Origin of the sequence: Pseudideonella sakaiensis, from assembly GCF_048320135.1 — a bacterium.
Lineage (GTDB): Bacteria > Pseudomonadota > Gammaproteobacteria > Burkholderiales > Burkholderiaceae_C > Ideonella_A > Ideonella_A sakaiensis_A.
Genome location: NZ_CP182947.1, coordinates 3,470,251 through 3,483,096 on the forward strand (window position 1 = coordinate 3,470,251; position 12,846 = coordinate 3,483,096).

Consider the following 12,846-nt stretch of genomic DNA (forward strand, 5'->3'; position numbering starts at 1 on the left):
CGCCAGTTGGCTTCCTGCTACAGATGACAGTACCGAGGAAGCGCGCCTGCGCTATCAGCTCCATCTGTCATCAGACGAAGGCTTCGTTCCGTCGCCTGGAACGCTCGCTCTCGAGACAGTCGGCCAGACTTCCGGGGTCATCACTGCAAGCCTAGTCCCGGGTAGCAGATATTTCGTCAAGTTGGTCATCCTTGACGAGCAAGGAGCGAGCTCGGTCGGAAATGGCCTCCCCGTGACGGTGGCTGCAATGGCGGCATTGCCAAGATCGGAAGCGCCCGTGCGAGTTCTCTCGGCGCAGGAGGCCAGCAGCATCGGTCCTGACTCAGTGGCGATGCCTGCTGGTGCGCTACCACCTGCAGTCGGGTCAGTCATTGCAGGCGAGGAAGGCAAGGGCTATCTGCGCAGGGTGACTGGGGTGGTGCCGTCGAATGACGGGACCGTCGTGATGACATCTCCCGTCGCACTCAATGAGGTGCTGACTGGAATTCACCTGTCCTCGACCTTTCGGATGCCCGCGTTGCCAAAAGCGACGCCAAGCGGTACCTCTGGGGCCCTAGGTATACGCATGGCCTCGACGCCTGACACGGAGATTCGGTCATGGCCCGACACGCGTCTCACTTATCAGGCCGGTCGTGTGGCTACCGTGGGGGATAAGAAGACGATCCTATCTGTAAGGGACCAAAAGCGTGCGGTTGCATTTTTTTATGAAATTGGCAAGGTAACCAGTGTCAGCGGCAGTTGGGGTTTAATCCTCGCGCCTTCAAATATTCAGGTGCAAGTCGGCCACAAAGGGGAGACATTACTTTCTGCCACTACCACTTCTGACCGGGCACCACTATTTGGTTCGCGGGTCGGAATCTGCAAATTCGACTTCGGGATTATCAGCAATGAGGATCCGAATGTCGAAGCCCGAGATGTTGGAGTGGGTACCGTTGGCCCTTTGATTGCTGATGTCAAAGACTCTGTCACTGGTCGCATCACTAGTGCCAGACAGGCTTTCGAATTTGGCGCAACCTCAAACACGGCCAGTAGGCTTCCTTATAGAGTCAAGGCGCGCGTCTATCTGGAGGACGAAGACAGAAAATGCGAGCCGCCGAAACCTTTTGAACTCCTGTCACGGCCAGGCGGTGGGTGGCGAGAGACGATTGACATCGAGATAAAGATTTTCGTCGGGAGCGACACGTTTCCTAGCGAGGAAGTAGTCGTTCGCCCGTTCAAGGGCTCGGCAGAAGGCGCAGCGCGGTTCGATGTCAGTAATACCGCTATCGTGAGCTTCGATCCGACGATCAGCTACGACGTACGCCTGAGCACCTTGGGATCGCTCCAGTATGCAAAGCTCATGATTGAAGCGAAGCCAATGGTACTGCAGACGTTGACCGTAGTCGCCGAAGGTCGGGGTACGATCAAGGACGAGGCCCCTCTGATTGCACCAAGGAAGTTCTATAAGGTTTTTGCAACTCCCGCTGGAATTCCAGTTGTAATCAGCGGGGAGTTTTCTCTCCGCTTGAAGATTGAAGGAAACGTTACCGGAAAGATCGATGCCACGGAGGAGTTCAGATTTGGTTTTGATCGAATGGCATATGGCATTGAATGTCAGGGTTTGGTCGACTGCAAGCCGCTCGAAGAGTTGCATCCGGTAATTGACCTGAAGGTGGGTGGGAATGGGAAGGCGGAGGCGTCGCTCCGACTTACTCTGGTACCAATGCTCACGATTTCTGCCTATGAAACGCTAAATGGTCAAGCCACCCTCGAGCCATTTGTGTTAGGTAGGGCTGGGATCGAAGGCAACGTCGTATTCGAGGGTGCGGTTGACCCCGATTTTGTAGGACCTGTCTACAGTTTTGACAATGATTATCGTCTTGCGGCTGCCGAGCTGAATGCCGGTCTCAACGCGTACCTATATGCAGATTTCGGGCCGTTTGATAAAGCGTGGTGGGCATGGCCGAAGGGATCGGCCTCTTCAAACTATCAGACTCACGAGAAACTTGCACTTGCTGAAAGCAAGATTGCTCAGTTGCCAGAGCTTACGGGTGCAGTTGACCTTGTGACCGTCAATCCGGACGACGCCAGCGCCATTCGAATCCTAGGGAATGCCCGCGAGACTGCGAATCCATTCCTTGCGCGATTTCCTCACATGCCCGCCACTCTCATCAGATGGCAGCGATGGACAACGCCAAAAGTGTTGGCGCCTCTCGGGGTTCCGGTCGAAACCTACCGATTCGTTCCCAGGGCAGGCGCGGCAGATGGTGAATTTTGGCTCGGGTTGACACGACCGGGCACCTATATCGTTCGACTTGCAGGGTTCAACGGCTGGGGCACTTGGGCTCGTCAATATGTCGACGTGCCTGTGACCGTCACGGATGCCAACAACAATGGGATCCTGGACCATCTCGAATCTAGAAACCCAGGTTCGAACGCGATCATGGTGGATTCCGCAACCTGCAGTCCGCCCGTTGTCGGCGTCGCAATGAACTGCATGGTGACCGGCCGCAACCTGCCGACGGTGATATCTATGTCCGCGAGCAACTGCACGCCTCTTCCGATGAACTTGGTGGCAGGAGGCACAGGCGCAATCAGGCAGTTTTCTTGCACCCCCTCCGTTGCGGGCGCAAGCGTTGTCGTTTCCTATAGCGTGCCCGGATACTCTGCGACGCTTCCACAAATCCCAACCCGAACTGTCAGCGCGGCTGCACCGGTGCTCGTGGCACCGACGCCGACCGCGCCGAGCGGGACGATCAACACGCTGACCCCGGTGTTCACCTGGAGCGGAGGCTCGGGTGCGGCCAACTACGAGATCAATGTCAGTGACACGACGACCGGCGCGATCGTGCTCAGGCAGCAAGGCATCAGCACCGGGAGCACCAGCTTCACGATGCCGGCGGGCACACTGGGGAACTCACGCCAGTACCGCTGGGACATCTCGGCCTGTCCGAACGTTGCCTGCAATGCAGGTTATGAGACCAGCGGCAACCTGACGTTCACGACGCCGGCGGCCGCACCGACGCTGGTGGCGCCGACGCCGACCGCGCCGAGCGGGACGATCAACACGCTGACCCCGGTGTTCACCTGGAGCGGAGGCTCAGGTGCGGCCAACTACGAGATCAATGTCAGGGACACGACGACCGGCGCGATCGTGCTCAGGCAGCAAGGCATCAGCACCGGGAGCACCAGCTTCACGATGCCGGCGGGCACACTGGTGAACTCACGCCAGTACCGCTGGGACATCTCGGCCTGTCCGAACTTTGCCTGCAATGCAGGTTATGAGACCAGCGGCAACCTGACGTTCACGACGCCGGCGGCCGCACCGACGCTGGTGGCGCCGACGCCGACCGCGCCGAGCGGGACGATCAACACGCTGACCCCGGTGTTCACCTGGAGCGGAGGCTCGGGTGCGGCCAACTACGAGATCAACGTCAGGGACACGACGACCGGCTCGATCGTGCTCAGGCAGCAAGGCATCAGCACCGGGAGCACCAGCTTCACGATGCCGGCGGGCACACTGGTGAACTCACGCCAGTACCGCTGGGACATCTCGGCCTGTCCGAACGTTGCCTGCAATGCAGGTTATGAGACCAGCGGCAACCTGACGTTCACGACGCCGGCGGCCGCACCGACGCTGGTGGCGCCGACGCCGACCGCGCCGAGCGGGACGATCAACACGCTGACCCCGGTGTTCACCTGGAGCGGAGGCTCGGGTGCGGCCAACTACGAGATCAACGTCAGGGACACGACGACCGGCTCGATCGTGCTCAGGCAGCAAGGCATCAGCACCGGGAGCACCAGCTTCACGATGCCGGCGGGCACACTGGTGAACTCACGCCAGTACCGCTGGGACATCTCGGCCTGTCCGAACTTTGCCTGTAATGCAGGTTATGCGACCAGTGGCAACCTGACGTTCACGACGCCGGCGGCCGCACCGACGCTGGTGGCGCCGACGCCGACCGCGCCGAGCGGGACGATCACCACACTGACCCCGGTGTTCACCTGGAGCGGAGGCTCGGGTGCGGCCAACTACGAGATCAACGTCAGGGACACGACGACCGGCTCGATCGTGCTCAGGCAGCAAGGCATCAGCACCGGGAGCACCAGCTTCACGATGCCGGCGGGCACACTGGTGAACTCACGCCAGTACCGCTGGGACATCTCGGCCTGTCCGAACGTTGCCTGCAATGCAGGTTATGAGACCAGCGGCAACCTGACGTTCACGACGCCGGCGGCCGCACCGACGCTGGTGGCGCCGACGCCGACCGCGCCGAGCGGGACGATCAACACGCTGACCCCGGTGTTCACCTGGAGCGGAGGCTCGGGTGCGGCCAACTACGAGATCAACGTCAGGGACACGACGACCGGCTCGATCGTGCTCAGGCAGCAAGGCATCAGCACCGGGAGCACCAGCTTCACGATGCCGGCGGGCACACTGGTGAACTCACGCCAGTACCGCTGGGACATCTCGGCCTGTCCGAACTTTGCCTGCAATGCAGGTTATGAGACCAGCGGCAACCTGACGTTCACGACGCCGGCGGCCGCACCGACGCTGGTGGCGCCGACGCCGACCGCGCCGAGCGGGACGATCAACACGCTGACCCCGGTGTTCACCTGGAGCGGAGGCTCGGGTGCGGCCAACTACGAGATCAACGTCAGGGACACGACGACCGGCTCGATCGTGCTCAGGCAGCAAGGCATCAGCACCGGGAGCACCAGCTTCACGATGCCGGCGGGCACACTGGTGAACTCACGCCAGTACCGCTGGGACATCTCGGCCTGTCCGAACGTTGCCTGCAATGCAGGTTATGAGACCAGCGGCAACCTGACGTTCACGACGCCGGCGGCCGCACCGACGCTGGTGGCGCCGACGCCGACCGCGCCGAGCGGGACGATCAACACGCTGACCCCGGTGTTCACCTGGAGCGGAGGCTCGGGTGCGGCCAACTACGAGATCAACGTCAGGGACACGACGACCGGCGCGATCGTGCTCAGGCAGCAAGGCATCAGCACCGGGAGCACCAGCTTCACGATGCCGGCGGGCACACTGGTGAACTCACGCCAGTACCGCTGGGACATCTCGGCCTGTCCGAACTTTGCCTGCAATGCAGGTTATGAGACCAGCGGCAACCTGACGTTCACGACGCCGGCGGCCGCACCGACGCTGGTGGCGCCGACGCCGACCGCGCCGAGCGGGACGATCAACACGCTGACCCCGGTGTTCACCTGGAGCGGAGGCTCGGGTGCGGCCAACTACGAGATCAACGTCAGGGACACGACGACCGGCTCGATCGTGCTCAGGCAGCAAGGCATCAGCACCGGGAGCACCAGCTTCACGATGCCGGCGGGCACACTGGTGAACTCACGCCAGTACCGCTGGGACATCTCGGCCTGTCCGAACTTTGCCTGCAATGCAGGTTATGAGACCAGCGGCAACCTGACGTTCACGACGCCGGCGGCCGCACCGACGCTGGTGGCGCCGACGCCGACCGCGCCGAGCGGGACGATCAACACGCTGACCCCGGTGTTCACCTGGAGCGGAGGCTCGGGTGCGGCCAACTACGAGATCAACGTCAGGGACACGACGACCGGCTCGATCGTGCTCAGGCAGCAAGGCATCAGCACCGGGAGCACCAGCTTCACGATGCCGGCGGGCACACTGGTGAACTCACGCCAGTACCGCTGGGACATCTCGGCCTGTCCGAACGTTGCCTGCAATGCAGGTTATGAGACCAGCGGCAACCTGACGTTCACGACGCCGGCGGCCGCACCGACGCTGGTGGCGCCGACGCCGACCGCGCCGAGCGGGACGATCAACACGCTGACCCCGGTGTTCACCTGGAGCGGAGGCTCGGGTGCGGCCAACTACGAGATCAACGTCAGGGACACGACGACCGGCTCGATCGTGCTCAGGCAGCAAGGCATCAGCACCGGGAGCACCAGCTTCACGATGCCGGCGGGCACACTGGTGAACTCACGCCAGTACCGCTGGGACATCTCGGCCTGTCCGAACTTTGCCTGCAATGCAGGTTATGAGACCAGCGGCAACCTGACGTTCACGACGCCGGCGGCCGCACCGACGCTGGTGGCGCCGACGCCGACCGCGCCGAGCGGGACGATCAACACGCTGACCCCGGTGTTCACCTGGAGCGGAGGCTCGGGTGCGGCCAACTACGAGATCAACGTCAGGGACACGACGACCGGCTCGATCGTGCTCAGGCAGCAAGGCATCAGCACCGGGAGCACCAGCTTCACGATGCCGGCGGGCACACTGGTGAACTCACGCCAGTACCGCTGGGACATCTCGGCCTGTCCGAACTTTGCCTGTAATGCAGGTTATGCGACCAGTGGCAACCTGACGTTCACGACGCCGGCGGCCGCACCGACGCTGGTGGCGCCGACGCCGACCGCGCCGAGCGGGACGATCACCACACTGACCCCGGTGTTCACCTGGAGCGGAGGCTCGGGTGCGGCCAACTACGAGATCAACGTCAGGGACACGACGACCGGCTCGATCGTGCTCAGGCAGCAAGGCATCAGCACCGGGAGCACCAGCTTCACGATGCCGGCGGGCACACTGGTGAACTCACGCCAGTACCGCTGGGACATCTCGGCCTGTCCGAACTTTGCCTGTAATGCAGGTTATGCGACCAGTGGCAACCTGACGTTCACGACGCCGGCGGCCGCACCGGCAATTCCAAGTACGCCGAGTCAACTGACGCCCGGCCAATCAAGTTCACCTGGCCCGCTTCTCCCAAGCAATATTGTCCAGCTCAATTGGGAGGACGTAGGCGGCGCTACCTTTTATCAGGTCGCTGTTCGCGACCTGACAACAAATACTCTTGTCGTTGATGTCCAAACTTCTAGTTCCATCTACTCAGTGTCACTGAGCCGTGCTCGAAGTTTCAGGTGGAACGTTTCCGCTTGCAATGCAACAGGTTGTTCCTCATTCTCTTCGCCTTTGTACTTCAGGACACCCTGATTCCCTTGAATGGCGCGCCCAACTTGGACAGGATCTGTTGATACGACGTAGCTGTCGTGGTGATGCGTTTCAATACCTTTTGAGCACTGACATGAAACGTGCGCGCCAAACGCGCGGCTTCCCCTCGGTGCACCGGTCCGCTTCGCGCGGATCGGCGCGAGTTGCGTGAACACTCATGCAACTTACTCTCCGCCTAATCATCATGGTCGTAGGCTGATGGCCAATCAACTCCTTCTGTGGAAACTAGGTTTCCATTCAAAATTCCGCACATTTGCGGTTTCGGCCTCAGAGTTTTTCCCAGGCATGCAGCGCATTAACGATCTTGTCGGACGAGCGATCTTTCCAGTGCATTTGCAAATTCTTCAAGTGGCTGACCCGCACACGCTTCGGAGGACATCTTGATGACCACATCGCCACTTGCGGTCCTGCGGCACGATCCGACGATCGTGCCGAGCCGTCGGATTGGAACTTCCTCGGGCCTGACCAATTCACCCCTCGTCAGCCAAGAGACGACTTCACGCGCCGAAGGCGTTTTCGCCTGTACATGCGACGTCGTGCGAAACACTACGGCCTCCCGGTTCTTCTCCAGGGCCCTTGCCAACTGCGCGGCGTGGGACGGTTGAATTTCAAGCGGACTCTTGAACGCTTGAATCACCTCCTCGGGTAGGTCGGCAATTTTCAGCACTTGGTTAATCCATGTGTGGCTGACTCCTATTGCCTTGGCCAAGTCACGTTTTGATGCAAACAACTCTGCCTTGAGGGCCGCGCTGTACATCATTGCTTGCTCGAACGGTCGTAGACCCGCTCTGTTTCGGTTTTCGAACTCAAGGGCGAGGAAGGCTTCGCTGGGCGATAGGTTTTCTTCCACCACGACAGCCTTCAAGGGGAGGTTCAGATCTTGGCATGCGCGATGGCGCCGATGGCCATAAACGATTTCGAACCTGTTTGTGTCTTCCGATCTTTTCACCAAGATTGGCTGAACATTTCCCTTGGTCAGGCCGATGCTGGTTTTCAGTTCAGCGAAGTCCGGCGCTTGGAAGGAATCAGGGTGCCTGTTTACCAACGGACCAGCACGGACGGCCGTGGGGTCGAGAATCTGTACTGGTTGCGTCCCCTCCAGCCTCTCAAGCTTGACCCGCAGTTCCTCGATCTCGGCCCTAGTCCGGACCCGTTCGCGGAAGATTTCCTCGGCCCAAGTGCTCTCGAATCCGCCAACATCGGCATCAGCATCAGAGTCTAGTTGCGCGTCATCGACCATGTTGTTCGTCCAACCAAATAGCATTTTGGAGTCTGTTATTGATCGAGTCACGCATTCGACCAGGTTATGATTGACAAGTGTAATCAAGAATGAACTACAAGTGTCAAAGACCAAGATCCGGCCCTCACCAGATGCAAGCAACACATCGTCAACTGCCGAGACGCCACGAAAACGAATCGTAAGTGCTCGGCGTCGACCTGGCGTAAAGCGTAAGACCTCGAGTTTCAGGATGACTGAGAGGCAGTTCCAGAGGCTCGAAGAACTCGCTGTCAGCTTCAAGATGAGCCGCTCTGAGCTCATTGTTTCCGCCATCAGTCGATGCATGCGCGACGGGATTTGGCGGCCTGGGGCTCGGAACATTGGCAAGGCAGGGCGCGCCGTGGTTCCCCTCCCGGAGCTTGTTGCCCTTTCCAATCAACTGATCTCGTTGGGAATGGTGCTGGAAATGTTGCTCAATTCCACGGAGGATCCAGCCGTATTCGACGAGGCATCCCGAATATTCCTTGATTCGCGTATTGCGCTTGTTGAGATACAAAGGACGCTCGGATGTTCATAAAGATCATCAATTTCAGGCGAGCATCGCCGCGCCTGCCCAGAGATCTCTCGCGGCTCTTTCGCTATCTGTTCAGGCCTAAGCCGGATGCTCCGGATGAGCGCGACCGCATGCTCGGCCCACCTGAGCTGCACCATCTGGTTCTGACGTCATCCCCGTGGGGTGACGAAGTTCCCAGCGCCGCGCAGGAACTTGCTTACCAATATTTAGACTACTGCAAGGAAGCCACCGTCGACCGCTTGATGCCGGACCCTTGGTATGTGCACATGATTTTTTCGTTTGCTTCCTGGGCGTCAGGGGACTTGCGAACCCCGCCAGATGACAATCTATCAGTTCCAAGATTTGCATCGTCCTCGGGAAATGCCATCCGAATCGCGAAGGATGCATTGGATTTCCTGGGCTGGGAAGACGCGCAGCCTTCGACATTTGTGGTCCATGCAGACCGTGAGCATATCCACGTCCACGCCGTGATCGCGATCCCGATTTATGACGGCAAGGATTGGGACATACTTCGACTTTCTCGCGGTAGGCTCTTCGAAGCAGCCCAGATATGTTCTGATGCCTTCAAGCTGCCAGTCGATACTTCGTATCTCAGGCGAAAATACGCTCACTGGTCCCGAGTGACGAACGGTACCGAAGAACCAAGTCTTTCCGAATCTGTCTAGGCGGACTCCCAGCTGGCTCTATCACTCCGTCGCCGCGTCTGGGCTCGCGCGACATACCAGAGGCACATGGGTGTGGTCCGACGAATCGGGACCGGTCTGGGTAGAATGTCTTTGCTCAAAATCTCGGACGATTTGTCGCCGATTTCTAGATCTCGTGCGGATCTTGAATCCGCGCATTTACATGTTGAGGACATCTCACACGCCACCATCGCGGACCAAGAAGTTTTCCCGGCCGACCACAAATTTCGCAGGTCCGTAGAGATTCTTCGCGTGCTGAGTCCAGAATGGGTCGGGCGGAGAGGTGCGGGCAGTGGATTCGCATCTCACCCCACTTCTCCTTGACAGCGCGCGGCTCCAATCCGAGGGCGCCCAGTTTCTCGCACGCACGTCGGTAGATGTCCCACCATCCGGGACCGATGCGCGAGACATCCATACCTCGTCGCCGATGCAACCGAGCCGAGCGACTAACCGACTGACTCGGTGGCCATCGACAATTCGATGGTCGCCGTCAGTGGGAGGATACCGTTGCCATTTCCGGAGGCAATTTGCTGGATTGCTCGCGCCGCGGCGCGCGCGGCGATGTGTGCGGATACAAGTTCCCACAGCTCGCGGAGTAGAGGGTGCCATTCAGCCCGTGAACGCAGCCTTTCCTCGACATCGGGAAACTGCTCGCAGGCGATCGCCAAGTGATCAGTGCTCAAATAGAGCGCCACGGTTGCCGAGCCTGCGGACAACAAGCTCTTGACTTGGTGTGCGATTGCCTCATCGCTCGGATCGTCAACGGTTTGTGGATGGCCTTGGTCGATCATGGTTGTGTCCCTTTCCATGCGGTTCTTGAATTGATGTCGGTGCCCTTTCGGGAAAAGCGATCTTCCGAGAAATCGCCGCACCCGGGTAAACATTCGAAGCGGCAGCCCGACGTACCGTCTGTTGTTTGCAACTAGGCGGCGCCTTTCCCCTTTGATTTCGTCGTATTGCGAGCGGGGTGACGATTGCCTTTCGGTCCGATCCAGCTCGTTCGATTCGCGATTCTTCGGGCATGATGATGTGGTGACAGGTCACCACGTCATCAGAATGGCACCGAAACAATATGAACTGCAAGCTGCTTTCGTGGCCCGCAACAAGCACTCTTGGGCTGTTCGCCCTCGACCGGCGTCGGACGACCATTCAGTTCGACGTCGTAGGATGGTGCGCTGCAAGGGTCGCGATCGCGAGATGGTGCGTGTGGTGATTGAGTAGAACGATGTCCCAAGCACCACCGTCAGAACGGCTGAACCTTTGGCAGCCGGTACGCATTGAGCAGGCCGAGTTCAGCGAGTGTTTTCTCATCGACGCCAGCGCCGATGACATCAACATCGGCCGCTTCATCGCGCACGGTCACTACGATGTCGAAAGACCTCCCAGGCACAGGGGTGTCAGATTGGCCTTGCGTGCTTCTGACGGTCTTCTTCAAAACGGCTTGTGGGGCTACCTCAGCCTAGCGTTGCTTGACCTGGGAGTGTTCAAGCGGGATCACGATGCGGCGGTGACCCGCGTCTTCTGCCACCGTGCTGTCGCTTTGCCAGGCGGTCAACGGATCGGCCTGTTGTGCTCTCTCGTCCCTCTGCATGAGGATGAACTGCCATTGCCGGAGGATACGTTCGCCGACGTTGCAAATGCGGTGGCGCATTTCGATGCAGCGATGGCGGCTGATGCGATGGACGAGGCGCTGAGGAAGGTCCAAGACGTGAATTTCCTGGAGGGCGTGCCGCTGGAACAGCGTGGCGTTTATCAGAAAGCCCATCAGTTCCGAGATGCGCGGCCTCGGCCGATATTCAACCTGACGCCTTTTGTCGCCGCTTTCCCGCACGGTCTTATGGTCAAGCTGCCAAGCTTTGACCCCGACGTCGTCGAGCGAAATTGCCGGCGCGCCGTCACGCAGTACCCGGACGACCATCACCCACCCCCGCGCGATGGCTGGTACGAAGCGGTAGTCGCCAGCGCCAACCCCAAGCAGCGCCGTGCAATGGTCACCTGGGTGGCGCACCGGGGAGCGGCGCCCTATCCCGAAGTACGAGCCGCAGCCGAGCGGCGCCTGCCCCGGGCGTTTCAAAAGCCGCGGCGGGCCGACCCCACGCCGCCGGAGATCGATGATGGAATTAGCACCATCGCACCGGACAATATCCGCCGTCTCCTGTTCGATCCGGCTGCCCTTAATTGGCTCGACGACGACTTCAAGTTCGAGTTTGAAGCTCCGGAAGAAGTGGCTCGAACAGCCAAAGCACAGATTCGCCAGCACGGATTCGATTGCATTGGCTGGTACCTACCTCACCACTTTTACACTGAGGACACCTGGGGCATCTACATCGATGCCCCCAAGCTGGACGAGGCCGCATGCAGCATCGCCGAGGACTTGCGCGCTGGCGGCGTGCGCCGGGGCAGGAATGCGCTGGCGGGCAAGCTGGCTCTCATGCTGGTATACCGGCACGAGCTTTTTCATGCCAAGGTGGAGGCTGCGTTTACGTGGATGGAACTGCAAGCGTTGCAGCCGAAATTCCTTCCCTACAAGGCCAAGGTCTTCAACGCGCTCAAGGGCACCGATGATCACCTCGAGGAAGCACTGGCCAACTTCGCTTCATGGGTGTGGGCCAGTGCAGATGCGGTCGTGCAGCAACTGACCGGACAGCTAGGCGAAAAGGATCGCCGGCTCGTTGAAAAGGTTGTGCGATGGCACCTGGACCTGTCCCCGCCCGGATATCGGCGCTGGGAAGAAGGGAACTGCCGTGAGACATGGCGCGTGCTGGCCACCCAGATGGTGCAAGGCAAGCCCAAGCTGTTTAGCCGAGGCATTGGCCTGCCGATCGAAAGTCTGCTGCGCGAGGCACTTTCGTTCGACTTTGACGAGTGGCACGACGTGCCCTGCCGGTTCGTAGGCGAAGGCCGGATAGCGTCCAGCCTGTTTGCCGCGCCCGCCACCCTCAATCTCCCGTCCCGACGAGAAGTCCGCAAGGTCATACGGCGCCACTTCGGCTACGAGCTCGTGCCCGGCGCGGGCAAGGGAAGTCACGAGAAATTCCGGCATCTTGACGGCCACATCTTTGCGCTGCCCCTGCGAGACCCGGTCAGCATGACGGTATTCCAGAGCTTTCTCAGTCACTTCAAGCTGAGCAAGGCCGAATACGATCGGCTTCGTCATCGGGCATGAATATTCCCCTCAGCTCGTCAAGAACATTGCAACCAATCGAGAGTTAGCAAGACCGCTATGGTTTCCAGGGAAGAATGCCTGCCTGGCATTGGCCTGCGTCCGGCCAGCCGAGGTTGTGACGTCTCCACGGTGCAAGGGTGGAAGGCGAAGTATCAGCCGGGCGAGAAAGGCATACCCCGGTGAGCGGAGTGAATACCCCTGGAGCACGACCCCTTAGCCCGC

Annotated in this window: 6 protein-coding genes; 3 read left to right on the forward strand and 3 right to left on the reverse strand. The window is 59.9% G+C overall.

Translation table 11 applies throughout. The features are described from left to right. Window positions 1–1,114 precede the first annotated feature (1,114 nt). Window positions 1,115–1,633 carry a hypothetical protein gene (locus tag ACNH6H_RS15930; protein ID WP_418319032.1) on the reverse strand — a complete coding sequence of 173 codons (519 nt, stop codon included), beginning with the start codon at window positions 1,631–1,633 and terminating at the stop codon, window positions 1,115–1,117. A 1,062-nt stretch (window positions 1,634–2,695) separates the two neighbouring features. Between ACNH6H_RS15930 and ACNH6H_RS15935 the strand changes: the two genes are divergently transcribed. Next, the gene (locus ACNH6H_RS15935; protein ID WP_418319033.1) at window positions 2,696–6,964 is read left to right on the forward strand and encodes a hypothetical protein; all 4,269 of its coding nucleotides are present in this window, start codon (window positions 2,696–2,698) and stop codon (window positions 6,962–6,964) included. A 313-nt stretch (window positions 6,965–7,277) separates the two neighbouring features. Here ACNH6H_RS15935 and ACNH6H_RS15940 read toward each other — a convergent pair whose 3' ends face one another. Continuing rightward, entirely contained in the window at window positions 7,278–8,222 is a 945-nt protein-coding gene (locus tag ACNH6H_RS15940; protein ID WP_418319034.1) for a ParB/RepB/Spo0J family partition protein, read from the reverse strand. Window positions 8,223–8,768: 546 nt separating this feature from the next. Between ACNH6H_RS15940 and ACNH6H_RS15945 the strand changes: the two genes are divergently transcribed. Then, on the forward strand, window positions 8,769–9,440 hold the full coding sequence (locus ACNH6H_RS15945) for a hypothetical protein (RefSeq protein WP_418319035.1): 672 nt from the start codon (window positions 8,769–8,771) through the stop codon (window positions 9,438–9,440). A gap of 464 nt (window positions 9,441–9,904) precedes the next feature. On the opposite strand, the gene ACNH6H_RS15950 is transcribed toward ACNH6H_RS15945, so the two are convergent. Next, complete coding sequence (locus ACNH6H_RS15950) at window positions 9,905–10,249, reverse strand: hypothetical protein (protein WP_418319036.1); 345 nt, start codon at window positions 10,247–10,249, stop codon at window positions 9,905–9,907. A 434-nt stretch (window positions 10,250–10,683) separates the two neighbouring features. On the opposite strand from ACNH6H_RS15950, the gene ACNH6H_RS15955 reads away from it, so the two are divergent. After that, window positions 10,684–12,624, forward strand: coding sequence for a hypothetical protein (locus ACNH6H_RS15955; protein ID WP_418319037.1), 1,941 nt, complete (start codon window positions 10,684–10,686; stop codon window positions 12,622–12,624). Window positions 12,625–12,846: the final 222 nt, after the last annotated feature.